We start from the raw sequence: 20,816 nt of genomic DNA on the forward strand, positions 1-20,816 counted from the left end.
AGAAAATCGATAGGGTTTCAAAATTCTTGACTTTTTTTTCAAAAAGTGATTATCTTTAATCACAAATCCAACCAAAATGAGTTCAGATTATAACAATCCTGCTTTCAAAAAATTATTGCAACGACTACAAGAAGAGAGCTGGCAGTTAGAGTTAATTATTTCGGGTTTTGCCATTTTTGGATTATTTACTGCTATAGAGCCTATTAATGAAGCCGCTTCACTTGCGCAATCTAAACAGCAAATTGTTAAGTTTCTTATTTTAATTATCACGTTCGTATCATGTAGCATACTTCTTTTTAACTTACTACTTCACGTTGTACTTAGAGGCTTATGGATTGGCACTTTAGGCTTGCGTTATGTTTCTGGAGATATTGACTATGACGCTTTAAATTACAGTGAAAAGTTTACCAAATATTTAAAGAAAAAAGTGGGCTCGTTTGATAAATATGTAGCCACTCTAGAAAACTATTGTAGTGTTATTTTTGCCATTTCTTTTTTGCTGATTTTTTATGTCTTAGCATTAACCTTTACCATTCTTTGCATTACACTTATTGGAAAGTATATTATAGATAATGATAGCTTACCCGAAACCTTAAGAACTATTATAGGTATTATTTTAATTGTATTTCTGTCTTTTGGAATGATTTTTACATTTATCGATTTTATCACTCAAGGTTGGCTAAAAAAGAAAAAATGGACCTCTAAAATTTACTTTCCAATCTATTGGGTATTTAGTTTTATTACACTATCCTTTTTATACAGACCATTAGTGTATAATTTTCTAGATAACAAATTTGGAAAACGCCTAAGCTTTATTTTATTGCCAGTATACTTTATTATTTTAATGTTTAGCTCTTTTAATTACAAAGCTTCAAACTATTTTAGAGAAGCAGATTATTCTTCTGAAATTACTGCCAACAGAAGTAATTATTTAGATTTAGTTTCTGAAGATAATGGATTAATAGACGAATTTGCTATTTCTTCAAAAGTGATTACCCAACCTTATATTAATGTCTTTATGGAATTTACAGATAACATTGAAGACCATATTTTTAGTTTTAATCCTGACCTAAAACCCGAAAAAGATAAGCGTGGCTTAAATACTTCATTAATTATTATAAATCAGTTTAGTAATTCTGAAATACGAAAGCGACGTTTAGATTATATGCGTACTTTAAATCAAATCTATTCGGTTAGAATTGATTCTGTAGATTATGATTCAGAGTTTATTCTTTCTGAAGATCAAAAAGAAAATCTTGGCTTCGAAACCTTTGTCAAAACCAAACATTTAGACGAAGGAAAACATATTTTAAAAATCTTACGTAAACGTATCAAAAAAGAAGATACTGTTCGATATGCTGTTTGCAAAATTCCGTTTTGGTATTTTAAAGAGTAGTCTTATTTAAAACGTTGGTTTAACTGATGCTTTAATAATGGTATTTGTATACAAAACATAATTGCAAATAATACAGCAACATAAACTGTAGTTTGAGACACTTCTAAGGAAGGTATCCAATTTGAAAAAGAAATATAATGCTCTAAGTTTAATTGTTGCAACCATAAACTTTTAGATTGAGCACCAAAAAGAATATAAGCAACTCCAGAGGTAGCCAGAAGTGTAATGACTAACCAAACCGATTTAGAAATTAAAGGTTTGTAAGTGGTTATTGATGAGTTAGAAATAGCCTCTACTTGTGACATAACACTTTGGGTAAAGTCTAATGAAGGACGTTCGAGTGCTGATTTCCCAATCACTTTACGTGATAAGTCGTCTAAATATTTATCTGCGTTCTCTTTCATAATAATCCAATATTTCTGGTTCTAATTGTGACTTTAAAATGGTAGCCAACTTTTTTCTGCATCTAAACAGTTTTACTTTTATGGTATTTGCTGAAATACCAACAATTTTAGAAATTTCATCTAACGATAAATCATCAAAATAATATAAAGTTAGCAAAAAACCATCTTCACTAGGAAGCAAATCAATTGACTTTTTTATAGAAGCTTCCCTTTCTTGAATTTCCATGGCATCTAAAGCATTATCAATGGTAATAACTTGATGTGCTGTAAACTCATTTATTTCTACATTATTCAAATGCTTTTTATTCTTTTTTATGCGATCTAAAGAACTGTTATAAGCTACTCTATAAATCCACGTTGAAAATTTCGAATCACCTTTAAAGCGATCTAAAGATTTATACGCTTTTATAAAAGTATCTTGAGCAACTTCTTCGGCTTCTTCTCTATTTTTCAGCATTCGCAATGCTAAAGTAAACACCAAGTCCTTATAACGATCTACCAAAACAGTAAATGCATTGGTATCGCCTTCAACAATTTGATTGATGAGTATTTTGTCGTTGGTGGTCATTTTTTATTTAAGACGACATTAGTATCAATATGGTTACATACTGTTCAAAAATCTTTTTTTTGAAAAAACTGTAACCTAAATTAAAAACCTGTCGTCATAAGCTCAGAACATATAAATTTAATCAATTAAAAAACAACATTATGGAAGTAATAATCATGGGAATCATATTCGGATCTATCTTTGGCGTATTCTATCTTTATTTTTCAACCAGAAATAAAGAACGACTAGCGCTTATTGAAAAAGGCGCAGATGCCTCCATTTTTATGAAAGGAAAACAGCATACTGCTCCAATTTGGAAAGTTCTCATTCTTAATTTAGCCTTGCTATTAATGGGTATTGGTATTGGTGTATTTATTGCAACTCTATTGTATAATTACACAACCCTCGACGATGAAGCCATCTATCCTGCAACGATTTTCTTTATGGCTGGACTAGGTTTATTTTTAGGATTTAACATGACTAAAAATCTGGATAAAGAATAACATTGTCATCAATCAAAGCTTTAGACACATCTAAAGCACAAATGTCATTTCGAGTGTAGCGAGAAATCTAAGAGATTCCTCCATTTCAGTCGGAATGACATTTTTTTTATGCATAAAATCAACAAATCTTCAAAGTAGCCAATCCTCATAATTTATGCTTTATTTAAAGGTTTTATTGTGTACCTTTAGCTTTTAAATCTGAAAACAAACACTAAAAATGAAAAAACTAATAGTTCTTATTGTAATCACGTTTAGCTTTTTGGCATGTGTAGACGATAAAAAAACTACTGAAACTGAAATTACTACTGTGGCAACAAACACTGAATTTGAAACCGTTTTAAAAGCCTATCATGAAGATGGCTTAAAACTTAATCCTCTTAATGCTACTGCTGCTGGAGATCATCAATACAATGATATATTGCCAAATTTTTTATCAGATGATTATACCAATCAAACAAAAGAGTACTATAAAAACTACAAAACGAAGATCAATTCGTTTGACAATAACGAACTCACTAAAAGCCAACAATTAAGCAAGCAAATTTTAAATTGGGAATGCGACATTAACTTAGAAGGCTTTAAATATAACGAAGATTACACACCTATTAATCAAATGTGGACACTTCAATTATCTATTGGACAATTAGCTAGTGGAGCAAGTTCACAACCCTTTAAAACAGTAGAAGATTATAGTAATTGGTTAAAACGTTTAGATGGTTACTTACAATGGATGAATTCGGCTGAAGAGAAAATGAAAAAAGGAATTGATGCTGGTCACGTACTACCAAAATCCTTGATTGAAAAAGTGCTTCCGCAGTTAGAAGCCTTAACCACAACTAATATGGATGAACATTTATTTTACAATCCAGTAAAGAATCTTCCAGATAGTTTTTCAAAAGAAGACAAAACCAAAGTTACCGAAGCGTATATTCTTAAAATTAAAAAGAGCATTGTTCCTGCTTATAAAAAATTACACGATTTTATGAGTACAACCTACTTAAAAGCTGGTCGAACTACTAGTGGTGTTTCAGACATTCCTAACGGAAAAGATTATTACCAACATCAAATTAAAAAGTACACCACAACTAACATGACTGCAGACGAAATTCATGAGTTAGGCTTAAAAGAAGTGGCTCGTATTTTGTCTGAAATGGAAACTGTTAAAAATCAAGTTGGATATGAAGGTGATATCATCTCATTTTTTGATTTTGTTAGAATCAATAAAGAATTAATGCCTTTTAAATCGGCTGAAAGCGTTATTGATAATTTCAATAAAATTCATGAACGTATGAAGCCTCAAATCGAAAAACTATTCGATTTAAAACCTAAAACTCCATTTGAAGTTCGACGTACTGAAGCTTTTCGTGAAGCTTCTGCTAGTGCTGAGTATAATCCAGGTGCTTTAGATGGTTCACGACCAGGTATTTTTTATACACCAATTCCTGATGCTACAAAATACAATGTGTTTGCCGATGAAGCCTTATTTTTACACGAAGCTATTCCTGGACATCACTATCAAATCTCATTGCAACAAGAAAACAAAGATTTACCAGATTTTAGAAAAACACTTTGGTATAGCTCTTATGGTGAAGGTTGGGCTTTATATTGCGAATCACTAGGAAAAGAATTAGGCTTATACACAGATCCTTATCAATACTTTGGCATGTTAAGTATGGAAATGCATCGTGCCATTCGTTTGGTAGTTGATACAGGAATACATACTAAAGGTTGGTCTCGTGAACAAGCCATTAAATATTCGTTACAAAATGAAGCTGAAAGCGAAGCTAGTATCACTTCAGAAATTGAACGTTATATGGCTAATCCTGGACAAGCATTATCTTACAAAATTGGTCAACTAAAAATATTAGAATTACGTGCTAAAGCAGAAAAAGAATTAGGTGACAAATTTAATGTCGCTAAATTTCATAACCAAGTGTTAGAATCTGGATGCATGCCTTTAGCTTTATTAGAAACTAAAATAGATAATTGGATTGCTTCAATTAAATAAATATTTATTACTAGTATTCATATGTTTCACTGCTAATAGCTTTGCTCAAACTAAAGTTGTTAGTAGTGAAACAAAGTATCCTGTGTCTTATGCTACCATATCTTTTGGTAATGGACAAGGTATTTTTGCAGATGACGAAGGTGATTTTATTTTTACAAAAAAGTTATATCCAGATGTCGATTCGCTATTTATTTCTGCCTTAGGTTTTAAAGACAAAGCGATTGCTGCCATAGATCTAACTAAATCAATTTTTTTAGAAACCGAAACCAATACTTTAGACGAAGTTGTAATTAAAACCACTATAAATCGAAAGTTTAAAAAAGAAACACTAAAACCATATTTAGACAACGATTACTACAAGTGTTGGTTACCAACCATTGAAAGTGAGATTGCTGTATTTTTTCCAAATGAAGATGATAAGCTCAAAAAAATCACTTCAGTAATATTTCCTATTACTTTAGAATCTCGTGATTGGAAAAAAAGAAAACGAAGCAATGCTAACAAAAGACCTTTTTCAACCTTGTTTAAGGTAAAATTTTATGCTAGCGACAACGGAGTTCCAGGAGAGCCACTTGTGTATAGCAATATTGTTTTTAGAGCTACTGAAAAAAATGGAGATGAATTTAAACTCGATGTTTCAGAGCATGATATTATCTTTCCAGAAAACGGTTTCTTTGTATCACTACAAGTATTAGGTTATACAGATGCTAATGGAAAATTATTACCTAACAAAAAGTATAAAGAAATTAAAGGAAAATCTGGAACGGTTAAAATACCTACCAATTTTAGACCTCTACTTCCATTTACAAATGAAATAAATGATTATCGAACCTATATTAAGCGCGTGTTTATAAATGGAAATAATTGGGTACAATTTAAAAAAGGAAATGGCATAGAATCGAGTTTATTACGCTCCAACCTCAACAATTATGGTGTTGGAATTTCTTTTAATAGTTATAAAGATGAATAGTAACTGGCAATTTTATGTAATGCCTCTTATGTATGTTATTGCAGGCATAATGCATTTTGTAAAACCAAAAGCATACATGAGAATCATGCCTCGTTATTTACCTAACCATAAACTACTAGTCTATGCTAGTGGTATTGCAGAAATTATTTTAGGTGTAGCACTATGTATTCCTAGATTTAAAGTGTTAGCGGTCTATGGTATTATAGTTATGCTGACTGTGTTTTTATTGGTGCATTTTTATATGTTATCGAGTGATAAAGCGAGTGCAGGCATTCCAAAATGGATTCTGATTTTGAGGATTCCTCTTCAATTTGGATTGATGTATTGGGCTTGGTGGTATTTGTAATTTCTCAAAATTAGGAAAGGAAGAATCTGTTTAAAGTATTTACCAAAAACACTAACACATCATATTGTGCTACTTCTATTCAATTTCAAAATCAAAATAGGTTTTTGGAAAAGGCTCCCAACGTAAGGTAAAATGCCACCATTCTTTAGCATAGTTTCTAAAATTATGCTTCAGCATAACTGCTTGTAATAATTGTCGGTTAGCTTTTTGTGCTTCAGTTAAATCTTCATGATCTATCCAAGATTCCTTTCCGAAGAAATCATAAGGACTTCCCATATCTAAAGGTTCATTTGTAATACCATCAATAATAGTCAAATCAACAGTACTGCCTCTGCTATGACCAGAACGTGTGGCAATATATTCTTCTCTAAACAGAAATCGCTTCTCGACATCTGGATAAAATTGCTGCTTGTTAATGGTATCGTTTAAATCTTTTGCCCAACGCATAAAGTGATTTACAGCACGTTGTGGTCTATAACCATCATACACTTTTAAACATAAATTCTGTTGCTGCAATTCATGTTGAACTTCTTTTAATGCTAGAGCAGTTTCTTTGGTAAGAATTAATTTGTTTGCTGAATATCCATCAATCGTATCACCAACAAAATTATTTGATGAGTAATACCGTAACTCAACATTTAAATCTGGAATAATCGTTTTAGTATCAACAAATCCTTCAGGAAGGCCTTTAGATTTTTGAAATCCGAAAGCTAAGCATAAAAGTAAGAGTGATACGACTGTTATTTTGAGTTTCATACGATATAAGCTAATTTAGATAAAATTTAAATGATGGACTTATTTTCTGAAGAAAAAATAGTTTTAAAATTACCAGATGCCGAATTAGTATACTTACCTAAGTTCATAACTCTAGAAAAAGCTAATTTTTATTTTGAACATTTAAAGTCTAATACCAATTGGCAACAAGATTACATTACAGTCTTTGGAAAAACATATAAACAACCAAGATTAACAGCGCTTTATGCTAACAATAACATAAACTACTCTTATTCTAATATTAGCATGAAACCTAGTCCGTTTACTTCAGAATTATTAGATCTTAAACAAAAAATTGAACAAGAAGCACAGCATAAATTTACAACAGTACTTTTAAATTTATACAGAAATGGAAATGACAGTAATGGTTGGCATGCAGATAATGAAAAAAAGTTAGGAATAAATCCAATAATTGCGTCGTTAAGTTTAGGCGCAATTAGAACATTTCATTTTAAGCATAGACATTTAAAAACTGAGCGTCATAAAATAGAATTACAACATGGTAGTCTTTTAATCATGAAAGGAACTATGCAACATTATTGGCTGCATCAAATTTCAAAAACAAAAAAGGATATTGGTGAACGAATCAATTTAACCTTTAGAACTATAAAAAGTATATAAAAAGAAAAAACCGAGATCCCTCAATCTCGGTTTTCCTAATTTGCGTTTTATTTACGTGGTAGATTTAGGGTCACTAACTCTTCACATAAGCAAATATTAATTAATTAATCCATTGAACTAAAAACTAAATTTTAGTACACTTCAAATATAGAACTCTATTTCAATATACAAGTTAAAATACATATTTTATCGATGAAATACACTAAAATTTAACATTTAAAGATGAAATCATGCATTTCAACGATGAAATACACACGTAGCAGTTTTAAAAAAATTTGATTTCCTTCTTAAATTTTAAATAAAATTGTACTTATCTCGTTTTTAAAATAGAATTTCTTTTTATGTATTTTTGATACATTATTTAATCTTGTTTTAATAATGAAACTTATATTCAACTACGTACTAATTTTTTCTTCGTTTATCTGTTTTAGTCAAGATATTAAATATACAGTTCAAGATTTATCAATTAATCGATTTATAGATGGTACACTTTTAACACCACAAAATGGAACTAAGCCGACATTAGTTATAATCATAGCAGATTCTGGTCCAACCGACAGAAATGGCAACCAAAATTTTCAGAACAATAATGCTTTAAAGAAACTAGCCGAAGAACTTTCAAATCAACATATTGCTACGTTTAGGTATGACAAACGTATTGTTAAGCAAATTAGAAAAGGAAATGTAGATGCTCATATATCTTTTGATGATTTTATAACAGATGCCAACACTGTAATTGAGTATTTCAAAACTCAAAATAACTATTCAAAGATTGTTGTTATTGGTCATGGTCAAGGTAGTTTAGTTGGTTTGGCTGCTTCAAAAGTTAATGTTGATCAGTTTATTTCAATTGCAGGCTCTGGAAAAACTATTGACGAAGTTATTATAGACCAAATCACACAAATGGATCCAGCACTTGAAAAAAGTACTAAACAAGCATTTGAAAGCCTTAAAAAAGGTAAAATCGTAAAAGACTATCCTCAAGCTCTAGGTTCAATTTTTAGTGAAGATGTACAACCTTTTATGATGAGCTGGATAAAATATAATCCGCAAGACCTTATTAAAGACTTAACCATACCTACTCTTATAATTAACGGAACAAAAGATTTACAAGTACCAATTACTGAAGCTCAACTTCTAAAAGAAGCTGCATCTCATGCCGAATTAAAAATAATAGACAACATGAATCATGTCCTTTTTATTATTGAAGGCAAAGAACTAGAAAACTCAAAGTCGTATAACGAATCTTTTAGACCAATATCTGTTGATCTTATTAATGAAATTGTAGGTTTTATTACAAACTAGCAATATCCTAACACAAAATTAAAACTAAAAAAGCATCTCAAGTTTGAGATGCTTTTTTACTAACTAACCAACCAAATGAAAATGTTTACTCCATTAGTTGAGGCAATCACTCCTCGCTTAATATCATCATAAGCATTTACATTAGTTATATAGCAAATGGTGTGCCAAACTCAGTTTGCAACTATAAAATATTTGATGTAAATTTGATATCAAAATAATATCATATTGAATTATTTAATTTAAACCAATACAAAAATGAAAGAAGAAAAAATAATTGTACCTGCTAATGGTTACCTTATGCTATTTGTATTTCTAGTTTTATTTTTTGGAAGTATAATAACAATGATAGCTCTAGAGAACCCATTATTCTTGATTGCTATAGTGATTGCTGTATTAATTGCACCTGGATTTATCATGGTACAACCAAATGGATCTAGAGTTTTACTACTTTTTGGAAAATATGTAGGAACCGTAAAAAAGAATGGCTTTTATTGGGTAAACCCTTTTTATACTAAGAAAAAAATATCTTTAAGAGCAAGTAATTTTGACAGTGAGCGTTTAAAAGTGAATGACAAACTTGGTAATCCTGTTATGATAAGTACTATTTTAGTTTGGCGAGTTCAAAACACTTACAAAGCTGCTTTTGATGTTGACAATTATGAAAATTTTGTTCGCGTACAAACAGATGCTGCTGTTAGAAAATTAGCAAGCATGTATCCTTATGACAATTTTGCAGATGAAGGCGTAGATGAAGACATCACTTTACGTTCAAGTGTAAATGAAGTTAGTAATGCATTAGAAAAAGAAATAGACGAACGTCTATCAATTGCAGGAATTGAAGTCCTTGAAGCTCGTATTGGCTATCTAGCTTATGCGCAAGAAATTGCCAATGCCATGCTTAAGCGTCAACAAGCGACTGCCATTGTAGCTGCACGACACAAAATTGTTGAAGGTGCAGTAAGTATGGTTGAAATGGCCATAGAAGAGTTGAACAAAAAAGAGGTTGTTGATCTTGATGAAGAGCGCAAAGCAGCAATGGTAAGTAATTTAATGGTTGTGTTATGTGGTGATAAAGATGCTTCACCAGTAGTCAATACAGGAACTTTAAGTCATTAATTATGAAAGAATATAAAGTAATTTCACCATCACTAGGTTGGAAAAATAAGTTTGAAAAACTTGAAGACATTTTAAACAAATATGCAAAAGAAGGTTGGACTTTAAGTACTATTACACCTCATCAACATGGCATCTCATATATTGTTTTTGAGCGTAACAAAAACAGATAATGATGAAAACTGGTAGACCAAAAATCAACGTTCCGTTAGAAGGTTTAGATATTATACTTGACCTTTTATCAGCAACTATATTAATTTTATTGATTGTGTATGCAATTATATCGTACTCCGAATTACCAGATACAATTCCTTCTCATTTTAATGCTAAAGGTGAAGTTGATGCTTATAGTAACAAAAGCATTCTATGGTTGCTTCCTGGACTTGGTGTGATTCTATTTTTTGGATTGTATGTTTTAAACAAGTATCCTCACATTCACAATTACATGGTTAATATCACAGAAGAAAATGCCCTAAAAAACTATAGATTGAGTACAAGAATTGTTCGTTTCACAAACCTATTTGTAATGGTTATCTTCGGAATAGTTATGCATAGCATAATTGAATCAGCGAAAAACAATAATAGCAATATGAATAATTGGATCCTTCCTTTTATTATTGGATTTAGTATCTTATTACCAATTGCTATTTTAATTTATCAGAAAAAAATAAACAAATGAAAAAATTCAAACTATTCATAGCAGTATTAGTCATTTCAAACTATGTATTTTCTCAAGAAACGTTCACTTCGGAAGACATTTTAGTTATGAACGATAGCATTCAGCTACCAGGAACTCTTACATATAATACCAATGTAAAACAACAGCCACTACTTATTTTTGTTCCTGGCTCAGGAAATCCAGATCGTAATGGCAATCAACCTCAATATGGCGTTAATGGCAATTACATAAAACAATTTGCAGAAGCTATGACTAATAAAGGTGTAGCCTTTTTTAGATTTGATAAACGAAACGTAACAGCTTCAAATATTAAACACATTTTAAAAAGTTACGAATTTAATGATCTCGTCGAAGATGTTTCAGCAGTTATTAATACGTTTAAAAACGACAAACGCTTCAGTAGTATAAATGTGATTGGTCATAGTCAAGGTTCGCTAGTCGCGATGATGGCAGTAAATAATAGTGATATTGACAAATATATTTCATTAGCTGGACTAGGTGAATCTGTAGATAAGACCTTAATTAGACAATACAATGCTCAAAATCCAGAATTAGCAAAAACAGTTGCAGCACATATTGATGAGTTAAAAAGCACAGGAACCATAAAAGAAATTAATCCTATGCTTATGGCAGTATTTGCTAAACCAAATCATCAATTTTTAAGCAGCTATTTAAAACTAGATCCAACCTTAGAAATTAAAAAATTAAACATTCCTATTCTCATAATTAATGGCACTAAAGACATACAGGTTGAAGAAATAGATGCAGAAAACCTTCATAAAGCGAATCCTAAATCTAAATTAGTTATCATTGATAAGATGAATCATGTGTTAAAAATAATTGAAAAAGATGACGATAATATGGCTTCGTATATGTCTCCAGATTTTAAACTTTCTGAAGAATTAGTAGACCTTGTTGAAACATTTATAAAACAATAACATGTCGAAAAAGAAAGCATTTGCATTACGAATTAATGAAGATATGCTCAAGGCTATTGAAAAATGGGCTGCTGATGAGTTCAGAAGCACCAATGGCCAGATTGAGTGGATGCTTATGCAATACCTTAAAGAAAAAAACAGACAACCAAAGTCAAAAAAAGCAAAAGACAACGACTCCTAGTGAGTCGTTTTTTAATGCGCTTTTATTTTGGTACTTTGCGCCTTTAAAATTTAATTTATGGATACTACACAATTAACTGAAGTAAAGCCACTTTTTACCGAAGACACTATAGTTTTTGGGTTACTAATGCTAACATTAGGCTTCGTTTTCTATACCTCTACAAGTAAAAACAGCTCTTGGAAAAAATTCTACAAATATGTTCCAGCTTTATTGATGGCATATATGCTACCTGCAGCTTTGACCACATTTGGCATCATTGCTCCAGAATGGGGATTTGAAAACGAACAAGGAACTTTGGTTGAAGTTACTGGAAAATCGCAAGCATATTATATTGCAAGTAGATTTATGCTACCTGCAGCCTTGGTGTTAATGACTATTAGTATTGACTTAAAAGCCGTTTTTAATTTAGGCTGGAAAGCTTTAGCCATGTTTGGCACAGGAACTTTAGGAATTATTATTGGTGGTCCAATTGCAGTGTTTTTAATAGCCTTAATATCTCCTGAAACTGTAGGTGGTGCTGGTCCAGATGCGGTTTGGAGAGGTTTATCTACACTAGCTGGAAGTTGGATTGGTGGTGGTGCCAATCAAGCAGCAATGTTAGAAATTTATGAGTACAATACTGCAAATTATGCAGGTATGGTAATTGTTGATATTGTCGTTGCCAATATCTGGATGGCTATTCTTTTATTAGGTATTGGTAAACAAAAGAAAATTGACAAATGGCTAAAAGCCGATACTAGTTCAATAGAAGTTTTAAAAGAAAAGGTTTCGAGCTATGCTTCAAGTATTTCTAGAAATCCAACCTTAGCTGACTTCATGGTAATATTAGGAATAGCCTTTACTGTAGTTGGTTTATCTCATTTTGGAGCAAATGAAATTTCAGAATTTTTAAAAGCTAATGTTGATGCAGTAAGTGATAAAAAATCAGCTTGGTCTTCATTTGGATCTCAATTCTTTTGGATGATTTCTATAGCTACTATTTTAGGAATTATTTTATCATTTACTAAAGTAAAAGTATATGAAGGTGCAGGTGCTAGTAAAATAGGAAGTGTATTTATTTATATTCTCGTCGCTTCTATTGGCATGAAAATGGATCTTACTAAAATTGTCGATAATCCAGGGTTAATTGTAGTTGGTCTTGTGTGGATGGCAATTCATGTTGGTTTACTGTTTTTAGTAGCCAAACTTATTAGAGCTCCTTATTTCTTTTTAGCCGTTGGAAGTAAAGCGAACATTGGAGGTGCTGCATCTGCACCAGTTGTTGCTGCTGCGTTTCATCCTTCCTTAGCAACAGTAGGTGTTTTACTAGCTGTGTTTGGTTACGTTGTTGGAACTTATGGCGCAATGCTTACTGCTGAATTAATGAGACTAGTTGCTCCAATCACTTAATTAATAATTTTAAAATTTAATATGTCAAAAATCTCCAAACTTTTAAGTCTAATCGTATTAATCCTACTTAATACGTCTTGTAAAAAAGAATCGGATTCGAATTTTACACTTAAAGGCTATGTCAAAGGTTTAAAAAAAGGCACTGTATATCTTCAAAAGCAACAAGATTCTCTCCTTGTTACTCTAGATTCTCTTGAAATTAAAGGCGATCCTAATTTTGAATTATTTACCAATTTAGAGGAGCCTGAAGTACTTTACTTAAAGCTTGATAAAAATGCTTCCGAAGAAGAAATGATTGTATTTTTTGCAGATACTGGTGTTACTCAAATAAGTTCTTCTAGAAAGTTATTCAATTATAATGCAAAAATTAAAGGCTCAAAACAACAAGATGTATTAGAAGAGTATTTGACAACACTAACCAAGTTAAATAATAGAAATTTAGAGCTAATGCAATCTAATTTTGAATCTAAAGACAGTATTTCATTTAGTGAGCAACAAGAAAATTTCTTAAAACGAAAATATGCTTATACTATAAACTTTGCTCTCAATAATAACAATAGCGAAGTTGCACCTTATTTAGCTGTATACGAAATACCAAATACAACAGTTCGTTATTTAGATACGATATACAATAGTTTAAGCTCTCCTATAAAAGCTTCAAAGTATGGAAAGCTACTTAAAGAAACAATTGAGTTGAGAACATCAACAGAAAGTAATTGAATAAAAAAACCTCCAATTAAATTGGAGGTTTTTTTATGAATTAAGGTTGCAATCTATAAGGCGTTTAATTTTTCAATTAAAGCTTTACCTTTTTCTTCAAGTTCATTGTTAATTGCCTTAAAGTGTGCCTTTTTATTTTCGGCACTTCTATCGTTAACCTTAGCTATTAAATCGTCAAATGTTGCAATAGCTTCATCAATAATAGCTTCACTCTTTTTTGTGTCTTTATCAGTATTTGAGTATTCCCAAATGTAAACTGCTTCAATAATATCTCCTAAAACAAAATTGATATCTTTTTTTAGGTCTCTAATATTTGCCATAATAATTAAATTTAATTGCTACAAAATTACACATAAACTTCTAAAAGTTTTGCATTCTTAGCTGTTATTTTATAGGTTTCTATTGCAGCAGGAATTAAAATCGTTTCTCCTTGTTTTATGAATTCGGAAGCTGTTTCTGTTACAATCAACGCTTCTCCTTCAACACACATGTATATATGAAAAGAGTTTTTGTTATTGAGTTTTAAAATGGACTCAGTAACATGAAGAAAATTTGTTGTAAAATATGGACACTTAACCATTTCATTAGACGTATTCTCATCTGTTTTATAGTCAACTCTAAAATCATCATCCATATCAAAATTGAATGCATCTATCGCTAAATCGTTATGCAATTCACGTTCGTTTCCTTCATCATCTACACGATCCCAATCGTAAACTCGATACGTAATATCGCTAGTTTGCTGAATTTCTGCAAGCAGCACTCCAGCTCCAATAGCATGTACTCGTCCGACTTCAATAAAGTAAGTGTCTCCAGCTTTGACCTTATCAAAGTTTAAGATGTTAGTTAATGTTTTATCTTCTAAATGCTTCAGATAAGTCTCTTTATTCATCTTTTGATTGAAACCAACTATTAAATTGGCATCATCATCAGCTTGCATCACATACCACATTTCGGTTTTACCAAAGGAATTATGACGCTTGGCTGCTAATTCATCATTAGGATGCAATTGAATAGACAAGTCTTGTTTAGCATCAATAAATTTTATCAATAACGGAAAGGTATTTCCGAAGGTTTTATAATTGTTATCACCTAACAAATCTGACTTATAAGTTTCTAATAGATCTTTAAGTGATTGCCCTTTTAAAACTCCATTTGCAACCACAGACGTATCACCTTCTACATCACTAATTTCCCAACTTTCACCAACGTTATGAAGATTGATGTTTTTGTTTAATAAAGTATTGAGTTTGTTTCCTCCCCAAATTTTTTCTTTTAAAATGGGTTTGAATTTTATGGGATATAAATCGTGTTTCATTATCCTGAATAGGTTACAAAATTACGTGGTGTTTCGTACAATGTGATTTTTAAGTCAAAATCTGAATTTAACTTTGGTTTAATTTTATTGTAAATCACGACAACAATATTTTCGGCAGTAGGATTAAGGTCTTTAAATTCTGGAACATCTAGGTTTAGATTTTTGTGGTCGAAAGCCTCTTCTACTTCAGATTTAATAATGTCTTTTAACACTTTCATATCGATCACATAACCAGTTTCTTTATCTATTTCTCCTGTAACACTAACGATGAGTTCGTAGTTATGGCCATGATAATTTGGATTGTTACATTTTCCGAAGATCTCATCATTTTTTTCAAAACTCCAATCCTTTCTGTACAAGCGATGCGCTGCATTAAAATGTGCCTTTCTATGTACAGTAACTCTCATTAGTTAGTGATGTTTATGTGTTCGTAAAATTTATCAAAAATAATTTTAAACCATTCAGTATACAATTCAGGATGCAATTCAATATCAACTTTTACAGCTTCTAAAGGCATCCATTTCCAACTTTCAACTTCTTCTGGATTAATTTGAGGTGCTCCATTGAAATTACCAACCATAACATGATCGTATTCATGTTCGGTTAATCCATTATCAAAAGGCGCTTTGTAAATAAAAGATGTGGTTTCTTTTAAATCGGTTACAAATCCCATTTCTTCTTGTAAACGACGCTTACCAGCTTCAATGTTCGATTCTCCTTCACGCTGATGACTGCAACAGGTATTGGTCCATAAGAGTGGAGAATGATACTTATGACTTGCTCTTTGCTGCAACATCAACTCATGGTCGTCATTAAATACAAACACAGAAAATGCACGATGCAAAACCGCTTTTTCATGCGCTTCCATTTTAGGCATCGTACCAATTTGTTCGTCGTTTTCGTTGACAAGGATTACGCGTTCTTCACTCATAGCTAACAAAAATAACAACTAAATTTCTAAAAATGGACTAGAAATAAAAAAGCTGCCTTAAAAAGACAGCTTTTAACGTTTATTTAATAGGTGCGTTTACATTTTTACAATGATAAATTCACTACGTCTATTTAATTGATGTTGCTCTTCTGTACAATCTGAATCGTTTGTAGGTTCACATCCACAATCGTTAACCAACTGAGATTCTCCATAACCTTTAGCTGTTAATCGTTCGGCAGCAATACCTTTTGAAATTAAATAATCTCTTGTAGATTGTGCTCTATTTTCTGATAATCTTTCATTATATGCAGCTCTAGCTCTACAATCTGTATGGCTTCTAATATCGACAACCATATCAGGATATTGATTCATAACAGCAAGCACTTTTTGCAATTCAACTTCAGCATCATAACGAATATCATATTTATCGAAATCGAAATAGATGATTGGAATTCCTAAGGTTTCAGCTAAATCGGTTCCTTCAGTAATGCCTTTAACATCTTTTTCTAAAGTTGGATTTATAACAAGCTCTTGAGGTTTTTTAGGAGTTGTAAAACGTTCTTCTACAGTTTCGTAATCTTCAGCTTCAATACGAATTAAATATTCTTTTTCGCATTCTAGTTCTTCAAATTTATAAGCACCATCTGCACCTACAATTTGAGAATTAAGCGCAGTTCCTTCTGCATCTAACAAAGTTACTTTTGCTCCAACAATAGGTGTTTCGGTTTCTTGGTCTTTTACAATGCCTTCAACAATTTGCTCACAGTCTGGAATGATAAAACTATAGATATCGTCGTCACCTTTTCCGCCATCTCTATTAGAGGTAAAGAAGCCTTCTTTTGTACCTATATTTTCATAATAAGCGAAATCATCCATCGGACTATTAATTGGTCGTCCGACATTCTCTAAAATGAGTTGTTGATTAGATTCTCTACGCTTTTCAAACTCTCTAATTACAAAAACATCCAATCCACCTAAACCACTAAATCCGTTAGACGAAAAGTAAAGATCACCTTCAGAATTTATAAATGGAAAGGTTTCGTGACCTTCTGTATTTACAGAAGCACCTAAGTTAACAGGATCTCCTAAAGTTCCGTCAGAATTAATATCGACTTCAAAAATATCAGATTTACCTAGAGTTCCTTCCATATCTGAAGCAAAATACATTTTAGTTCCAGTAAGATTAATTGTTGGATGCGCAACACTATACTCATCGCTATTAAAATGAACAGACTCAATATTTGCCCATTCATCATCTTCTAAAGTCGCTCTAAAAAGCTTTAATCTATTAGTACCATCTTCGCTTTTCTTATACTTTTTATTGTAGTAATTGTTACGTGTAAAGTACATTACTTGATCGTCTGGAGTAAAAGCCGCAGACGATTCGTGAAATTTAGTATTTACCTTATCATTATACGCATCTGCTCCAGAATATGAACCATCTTCTTGTTTTGTTGCTGAAAATAAATCTAGGAAAGGTTGTTCGTTCCATTTGTATTTTTTTCCGCCTCCTCTTGCTGAAGCAAATACTAACTGGTCTTGGTATTGCGTTGTTCCGAAATCTGACAGTTCAGTATTGATATCCATATTTTTAACTTCAAAATCACGACTTGCTTCATCAATCATAGATAAATAATCTACGGTTGAAGCAAAAGCTCTTCCTCTAAGGTCACTACGATCTGCTTCATGAAATTTTTTCATCCATTTATCAGATTCGGCGTAGTTTTCAACAGCTTTCAAAGCTTGAGCATATCTAAAGTAATATTCAGGATCGACATTGTCGTTCATTGCCATTAATTCGCCATACCACTTTGATGCTTCTTCCATTTGGTTATTAAAGTAGAATGAGTCTGCCAGTTTTTGTAGCAAGTCGACTGTTTTATAACCATTTTCAGCAACTTTGAGCAGTATCTCGCTTGTTTTTACATAAGCCAAGTTATCAAACTCTTTGTTGGCTTGTCTTACTTTTCCTCGTTGTGCATAGCCAGTTGTTATTAAAAGGCTAAGAGCTAATATAGATAGTATTCTTTTTGTTTTCATAATCATTTTTTTAGAAGAATCTAGGTGATAATATTCTACCTAATTTTTGCATTTCAAAACGTAACATGATTTCGTGTGAACCACTATTATAGTTATTCAAATTAGTAGTTGTTGCATCGTAGGCGTAACCAACATATAAGCCATCAGTCACCTGAAAACCTGCAAGTCCGCTAATAGAATCATCCCAACGCCAAGCAAGACCTAAAGTAAACTTTTTATTAAATAAAAAGTTTGCAGACACATCAGCTATTAAAGGTGCTCCAGAGACTGCCTTTACCAAAGCTGCTGGTTTAAATTTAGTATTTTCGCTTAAATCAAACACATAACCTGCTATTAAATAATAATTCATTCGTTCTTTAGCTACAGACTCTTGAAAATCATCATAGTGATCTGTTGTTAAGAAATTAGGCACAGATAATCCAACATACCATTTTCTATTGTGTAAATAAATACCAGCTCCAATGGTTGGTGAGAATAAGCTTATGTTTTCTCTGAAAGCATTATCATTTTGATTTTGATAACGTCCTTTACTCCAATCGGTGTCTAATAGATGTGCTCCACCTTTTACACCAAAAGATAACTTAGTTAATGATTCATTCAATTGAATCGTATATGAAAAGTTCGCATCGATATACGTTTCGTTAGCTGGACCAAGTGCATCATTAACAACAGACAAACCTAAGCCTATCTTGTCATTTCTGAGTGGCGCATGAATTCCTAATGTTTGTGTTTTTGGAGCTCCATCAATACCAACCCATTGAGTACGATATAAACCCGTTACGCTTAGCACTTCACGTTGCCCAGCATAAGCAGGATTAACACTCATTGTGTTATACATATACTGTGTATACTGAGGGTCTTGCTGCGCAAAACTTGTATTAATCATTAGCACAAACACTAATAGAATTAATCCTTTAAATAATGATGATTTTTGTATCATTTTAATATTGTTTTAATCTTGCCTTAATTTTATCTTGTTATGTATAACCATCCTACTCGAGGCTCTGAACCATCACCTAAGTCGATGACATAGTAATATGTACCAACTGGTAATTCATCAGGTTCATTGATTACAGCTCTTCCGTTAGAAGTTCCATTCCAATCGTTTCTATATCCTTTTTTCGAGTAAACTATATTTCCCCAACGGTTATAAACTTCTAATTTACTATTAGGAAATGTTTCGATACAATCAATAACGAATGTTTCGTTTACACCATCTCCATTTGGAGAGAACTCATTGTATATAGTTAAACATATTGGATCTACTGAAACAGAAGATTCATTGTTATTGATATTTATATCATTACCTCCATTAAAATCTGAAATAATAGCAGTATTCAAATAATCACCAAAACCAAGTACTTCTACTGTTATCACAAGAACCTGCACTTGACCAGGATTTAACTGCCCAACAGTCCATTCGCCAGTAATATCAGAATATGTAGTTCCTCCAGTACTCATATAGCTATCAAATTCATATCCACTTGGCAAAACATCTTCAACAATTACACCAGTAGCAGTTACAAAGCCTTCATTAGCCACTGTAATAGTAAAGGTTACATTATCACCAATGAGTGGTTCCAAAACATCTACTTCTTTAAGTACAGATAATTCAAAATCTGAATCTGTTTCAGTAATCGTTGGGTCATCAGGATCACCATTACCATCTAGATCGTCATCTGTAGGATCTGTAGGATCATCACTCTGATCACTAATTGTTGTACCTGTTGGACTATCAGCTTGAGCTACAGCAATATTTTGAACACCTCCTGCATCAACATCATCTTGAGTAATTGTATAACTAGCAATGTAAGTAGCAATTTCACCAACGAATAGTACTCCTTCAATATTATCTGAATTTAAAGGGTCGAATGTTGGTTGAACATCTAGAGTTAATGGATTATCATTTAAATCTGTTAAATCATCACTAGTAATCATCACATTATTCAATGCTAAATTGCCAGTATTTGTTATTGTAATAGTGTAATTTATAACATCTCCAACACCAATCACACTATCTCCATTATCACTAACAGATGCTGTTTTAATAACATCAATTAATGGTAAAGGACATTCTGTAACTGTTACGGTTGCAGCATCTGATACTGAAGCACATGCGCCATTACCTGCAACTGTATAAATATATATTCCTGCATCAACAATTGGGAAACTTACAGCATTACCTAATCCATCAGTCCAAAGACCACCAGTATTAGGTGTTCCTCCTAATTCAGCAAATATTTCTGTTTCTGTTAAGTCCTCACCAACACAAATTTCAATACTACCATTTGTTCCTGCGTCAGGTAAATCATCAACTGTTATCGTAGCACTTACGCCTGTTAAATCTAAATCACAGTTTGTGTTGGCTACATTGCTAACATCTATGCTTGTTGTTGTCGTAATTCCTAAAACTGCAACCTCTAATGTTCCATCAGCTGGTAGTGTTGCTGTTACTGAAGCTCCTCCATCTAGACTATAAGTCACAATATCTCCTGCATCACCTGTGATGACAAACTCACCATCTTCGCCTGAACACACACTTGAATCTGTAGCTGATACTACCACTGCGTTTGGTGATGCGTCAACTGTTATCGTAGCACTTACGCCTGTTAAATCTAAATCACAGTTTGTGT

The 20,816-nt window shown here is 32.0% G+C and carries 24 protein-coding genes; 14 read left to right on the plus strand and 10 right to left on the minus strand.

Annotated features, from left to right (window positions below; all coding sequences use genetic code 11):
• Nucleotides 1-76 precede the first annotated feature (76 nt).
• Entirely contained in the window at nucleotides 77-1,396 is a 1,320-nt protein-coding gene (locus ACP15M_RS04750; RefSeq protein ID WP_425076028.1) for a hypothetical protein, read from the plus strand.
• 2 nt (nucleotides 1,397-1,398) lie between these two features.
• Here ACP15M_RS04750 and ACP15M_RS04755 read toward each other — a convergent pair whose 3' ends face one another.
• Both ACP15M_RS04755 and ACP15M_RS04760 read right to left on the minus strand, forming a co-directional pair.
• Nucleotides 1,399-1,800 (minus strand): hypothetical protein, encoded by a 402-nt coding sequence (locus ACP15M_RS04755; protein WP_425076029.1) that lies wholly within the window; start codon nucleotides 1,798-1,800, stop codon nucleotides 1,399-1,401.
• The gene (locus ACP15M_RS04760) at nucleotides 1,781-2,368 is read right to left on the minus strand and encodes an RNA polymerase sigma factor (RefSeq protein WP_425076030.1); all 588 of its coding nucleotides are present in this window, start codon (nucleotides 2,366-2,368) and stop codon (nucleotides 1,781-1,783) included. Before ACP15M_RS04760 ends, ACP15M_RS04755 begins: the two co-directional genes overlap by 20 nt.
• Before the next feature lie 140 nt (nucleotides 2,369-2,508).
• Here ACP15M_RS04760 and ACP15M_RS04765 point away from each other — a divergent pair, with 140 nt between their 5' ends.
• The 4 genes from ACP15M_RS04765 to ACP15M_RS04780 all read left to right on the plus strand — a co-directional run bounded on the left by ACP15M_RS04765 (nucleotide 2,509) and on the right by ACP15M_RS04780 (nucleotide 6,174).
• Complete coding sequence (locus tag ACP15M_RS04765; protein WP_425076031.1) at nucleotides 2,509-2,850, plus strand: DUF6249 domain-containing protein; 342 nt, start codon at nucleotides 2,509-2,511, stop codon at nucleotides 2,848-2,850.
• Between the two features lie 217 nt (nucleotides 2,851-3,067).
• On the plus strand, nucleotides 3,068-4,858 hold the full coding sequence (locus ACP15M_RS04770) for a DUF885 domain-containing protein (protein ID WP_425076032.1): 1,791 nt from the start codon (nucleotides 3,068-3,070) through the stop codon (nucleotides 4,856-4,858).
• On the plus strand, nucleotides 4,842-5,828 hold the full coding sequence (locus tag ACP15M_RS04775; protein WP_425076033.1) for a hypothetical protein: 987 nt from the start codon (nucleotides 4,842-4,844) through the stop codon (nucleotides 5,826-5,828). Before ACP15M_RS04770 ends, ACP15M_RS04775 begins: the two co-directional genes overlap by 17 nt.
• Nucleotides 5,821-6,174 carry a DoxX family protein gene (locus tag ACP15M_RS04780; RefSeq protein ID WP_425076034.1) on the plus strand — a complete coding sequence of 118 codons (354 nt, stop codon included), beginning with the start codon at nucleotides 5,821-5,823 and terminating at the stop codon, nucleotides 6,172-6,174. Before ACP15M_RS04775 ends, ACP15M_RS04780 begins: the two co-directional genes overlap by 8 nt.
• Before the next feature lie 75 nt (nucleotides 6,175-6,249).
• Here the strand turns inward: ACP15M_RS04780 and ACP15M_RS04785 are convergent, their stop codons facing one another.
• The gene (locus tag ACP15M_RS04785) at nucleotides 6,250-6,930 is read right to left on the minus strand and encodes a M15 family metallopeptidase (protein ID WP_425076035.1); all 681 of its coding nucleotides are present in this window, start codon (nucleotides 6,928-6,930) and stop codon (nucleotides 6,250-6,252) included.
• A 33-nt stretch (nucleotides 6,931-6,963) separates the two neighbouring features.
• Between ACP15M_RS04785 and ACP15M_RS04790 the strand changes: the two genes are divergently transcribed.
• The 9 genes from ACP15M_RS04790 to ACP15M_RS04830 all read left to right on the plus strand — a co-directional run bounded on the left by ACP15M_RS04790 (nucleotide 6,964) and on the right by ACP15M_RS04830 (nucleotide 13,894).
• The gene (locus ACP15M_RS04790; RefSeq protein ID WP_425076063.1) at nucleotides 6,964-7,569 is read left to right on the plus strand and encodes an alpha-ketoglutarate-dependent dioxygenase AlkB family protein; all 606 of its coding nucleotides are present in this window, start codon (nucleotides 6,964-6,966) and stop codon (nucleotides 7,567-7,569) included.
• Nucleotides 7,570-7,947: 378 nt separating this feature from the next.
• Nucleotides 7,948-8,874 (plus strand): alpha/beta hydrolase, encoded by a 927-nt coding sequence (locus ACP15M_RS04795; protein WP_425076036.1) that lies wholly within the window; start codon nucleotides 7,948-7,950, stop codon nucleotides 8,872-8,874.
• A 255-nt stretch (nucleotides 8,875-9,129) separates the two neighbouring features.
• Nucleotides 9,130-9,990 (plus strand): SPFH domain-containing protein, encoded by an 861-nt coding sequence (locus ACP15M_RS04800; RefSeq protein ID WP_425076037.1) that lies wholly within the window; start codon nucleotides 9,130-9,132, stop codon nucleotides 9,988-9,990.
• 2 nt (nucleotides 9,991-9,992) lie between these two features.
• The gene (locus ACP15M_RS04805; protein WP_425076038.1) at nucleotides 9,993-10,160 is read left to right on the plus strand and encodes a DUF4177 domain-containing protein; all 168 of its coding nucleotides are present in this window, start codon (nucleotides 9,993-9,995) and stop codon (nucleotides 10,158-10,160) included.
• Nucleotides 10,160-10,666 (plus strand): DUF1648 domain-containing protein, encoded by a 507-nt coding sequence (locus ACP15M_RS04810; RefSeq protein ID WP_425076039.1) that lies wholly within the window; start codon nucleotides 10,160-10,162, stop codon nucleotides 10,664-10,666. Before ACP15M_RS04805 ends, ACP15M_RS04810 begins: the two co-directional genes overlap by 1 nt.
• Nucleotides 10,663-11,604 (plus strand): alpha/beta hydrolase family protein, encoded by a 942-nt coding sequence (locus tag ACP15M_RS04815; protein ID WP_425076040.1) that lies wholly within the window; start codon nucleotides 10,663-10,665, stop codon nucleotides 11,602-11,604. Before ACP15M_RS04810 ends, ACP15M_RS04815 begins: the two co-directional genes overlap by 4 nt.
• A 1-nt stretch (nucleotide 11,605) precedes the next feature.
• Nucleotides 11,606-11,785 carry an Arc family DNA binding domain-containing protein gene (locus tag ACP15M_RS04820; protein ID WP_425076041.1) on the plus strand — a complete coding sequence of 60 codons (180 nt, stop codon included), beginning with the start codon at nucleotides 11,606-11,608 and terminating at the stop codon, nucleotides 11,783-11,785.
• Nucleotides 11,786-11,842: 57 nt separating this feature from the next.
• Nucleotides 11,843-13,174: a DUF819 domain-containing protein gene (locus ACP15M_RS04825; protein ID WP_425076042.1), complete on the plus strand. Its 1,332-nt coding sequence runs from the start codon at nucleotides 11,843-11,845 to the stop codon at nucleotides 13,172-13,174.
• A gap of 21 nt (nucleotides 13,175-13,195) precedes the next feature.
• A complete protein-coding gene (locus ACP15M_RS04830) occupies nucleotides 13,196-13,894 on the plus strand; it encodes a DUF4369 domain-containing protein (RefSeq protein ID WP_425076043.1) in 699 nt (232 codons plus the stop codon).
• Between the two features lie 53 nt (nucleotides 13,895-13,947).
• On the opposite strand, the gene ACP15M_RS04835 is transcribed toward ACP15M_RS04830, so the two are convergent.
• The 7 genes from ACP15M_RS04835 to ACP15M_RS04865 all read right to left on the minus strand — a co-directional run.
• Entirely contained in the window at nucleotides 13,948-14,214 is a 267-nt protein-coding gene (locus ACP15M_RS04835) for a hypothetical protein (RefSeq protein WP_425076044.1), read from the minus strand.
• Nucleotides 14,215-14,240: 26 nt separating this feature from the next.
• A complete protein-coding gene (locus tag ACP15M_RS04840; protein WP_425076045.1) occupies nucleotides 14,241-15,212 on the minus strand; it encodes a type I phosphomannose isomerase catalytic subunit in 972 nt (323 codons plus the stop codon).
• Entirely contained in the window at nucleotides 15,212-15,619 is a 408-nt protein-coding gene (locus ACP15M_RS04845) for a 6-pyruvoyl trahydropterin synthase family protein (protein WP_425076046.1), read from the minus strand. Before ACP15M_RS04845 ends, ACP15M_RS04840 begins: the two co-directional genes overlap by 1 nt.
• Nucleotides 15,619-16,143, minus strand: a complete 525-nt coding sequence (gene idi, locus ACP15M_RS04850) for an isopentenyl-diphosphate Delta-isomerase (RefSeq protein WP_425076047.1) — start codon at nucleotides 16,141-16,143, stop codon at nucleotides 15,619-15,621. Before idi ends, ACP15M_RS04845 begins: the two co-directional genes overlap by 1 nt.
• Nucleotides 16,144-16,239: 96 nt before the next feature.
• A complete protein-coding gene (locus ACP15M_RS04855) occupies nucleotides 16,240-18,183 on the minus strand; it encodes an OmpA family protein (RefSeq protein ID WP_425076048.1) in 1,944 nt (647 codons plus the stop codon).
• A gap of 10 nt (nucleotides 18,184-18,193) precedes the next feature.
• Nucleotides 18,194-19,123, minus strand: a complete 930-nt coding sequence (locus ACP15M_RS04860) for a PorP/SprF family type IX secretion system membrane protein (protein WP_425076049.1) — start codon at nucleotides 19,121-19,123, stop codon at nucleotides 18,194-18,196.
• Nucleotides 19,124-19,152: 29 nt separating this feature from the next.
• Nucleotides 19,153-20,816: gliding motility-associated C-terminal domain-containing protein (locus tag ACP15M_RS04865; RefSeq protein ID WP_425076050.1), on the minus strand; the 1,664-nt coding region annotated here is incomplete at its 5' end.

Origin of the sequence: Psychroserpens sp. S379A (genome assembly GCF_049800755.1) — a bacterium.
GTDB lineage: Bacteria > Bacteroidota > Bacteroidia > Flavobacteriales > Flavobacteriaceae > Psychroserpens.

What these genes read in the sequence shown, in the direction of transcription:
- ACP15M_RS04750 (WP_425076028.1), top strand. Translation starts at nt 77, where the DNA reads ATGAGTTCAGATTATAACAATCCTGCTTTCAAAAAATTATTGCAACGA.
- ACP15M_RS04755 (WP_425076029.1), bottom strand. Translation starts at nt 1,800, where the DNA reads ATGAAAGAGAACGCAGATAAATATTTAGACGACTTATCACGTAAAGTG.
- ACP15M_RS04760 (WP_425076030.1), bottom strand. Translation starts at nt 2,368, where the DNA reads ATGACCACCAACGACAAAATACTCATCAATCAAATTGTTGAAGGCGAT.
- ACP15M_RS04765 (WP_425076031.1), top strand. Translation starts at nt 2,509, where the DNA reads ATGGAAGTAATAATCATGGGAATCATATTCGGATCTATCTTTGGCGTA.
- ACP15M_RS04770 (WP_425076032.1), top strand. Translation starts at nt 3,068, where the DNA reads ATGAAAAAACTAATAGTTCTTATTGTAATCACGTTTAGCTTTTTGGCA.
- ACP15M_RS04780 (WP_425076034.1), top strand. Translation starts at nt 5,821, where the DNA reads ATGAATAGTAACTGGCAATTTTATGTAATGCCTCTTATGTATGTTATT.
- ACP15M_RS04785 (WP_425076035.1), bottom strand. Translation starts at nt 6,930, where the DNA reads ATGAAACTCAAAATAACAGTCGTATCACTCTTACTTTTATGCTTAGCT.
- ACP15M_RS04790 (WP_425076063.1), top strand. Translation starts at nt 6,964, where the DNA reads ATGGACTTATTTTCTGAAGAAAAAATAGTTTTAAAATTACCAGATGCC.
- ACP15M_RS04795 (WP_425076036.1), top strand. Translation starts at nt 7,948, where the DNA reads ATGAAACTTATATTCAACTACGTACTAATTTTTTCTTCGTTTATCTGT.
- ACP15M_RS04800 (WP_425076037.1), top strand. Translation starts at nt 9,130, where the DNA reads ATGAAAGAAGAAAAAATAATTGTACCTGCTAATGGTTACCTTATGCTA.
- ACP15M_RS04805 (WP_425076038.1), top strand. Translation starts at nt 9,993, where the DNA reads ATGAAAGAATATAAAGTAATTTCACCATCACTAGGTTGGAAAAATAAG.
- ACP15M_RS04810 (WP_425076039.1), top strand. Translation starts at nt 10,160, where the DNA reads ATGATGAAAACTGGTAGACCAAAAATCAACGTTCCGTTAGAAGGTTTA.
- ACP15M_RS04815 (WP_425076040.1), top strand. Translation starts at nt 10,663, where the DNA reads ATGAAAAAATTCAAACTATTCATAGCAGTATTAGTCATTTCAAACTAT.
- ACP15M_RS04820 (WP_425076041.1), top strand. Translation starts at nt 11,606, where the DNA reads ATGTCGAAAAAGAAAGCATTTGCATTACGAATTAATGAAGATATGCTC.
- ACP15M_RS04825 (WP_425076042.1), top strand. Translation starts at nt 11,843, where the DNA reads ATGGATACTACACAATTAACTGAAGTAAAGCCACTTTTTACCGAAGAC.
- ACP15M_RS04830 (WP_425076043.1), top strand. Translation starts at nt 13,196, where the DNA reads ATGTCAAAAATCTCCAAACTTTTAAGTCTAATCGTATTAATCCTACTT.
- ACP15M_RS04835 (WP_425076044.1), bottom strand. Translation starts at nt 14,214, where the DNA reads ATGGCAAATATTAGAGACCTAAAAAAAGATATCAATTTTGTTTTAGGA.
- ACP15M_RS04840 (WP_425076045.1), bottom strand. Translation starts at nt 15,212, where the DNA reads ATGAAACACGATTTATATCCCATAAAATTCAAACCCATTTTAAAAGAA.
- ACP15M_RS04845 (WP_425076046.1), bottom strand. Translation starts at nt 15,619, where the DNA reads ATGAGAGTTACTGTACATAGAAAGGCACATTTTAATGCAGCGCATCGC.
- idi (WP_425076047.1), bottom strand. Translation starts at nt 16,143, where the DNA reads ATGAGTGAAGAACGCGTAATCCTTGTCAACGAAAACGACGAACAAATT.
- ACP15M_RS04855 (WP_425076048.1), bottom strand. Translation starts at nt 18,183, where the DNA reads ATGAAAACAAAAAGAATACTATCTATATTAGCTCTTAGCCTTTTAATA.
- ACP15M_RS04860 (WP_425076049.1), bottom strand. Translation starts at nt 19,123, where the DNA reads ATGATACAAAAATCATCATTATTTAAAGGATTAATTCTATTAGTGTTT.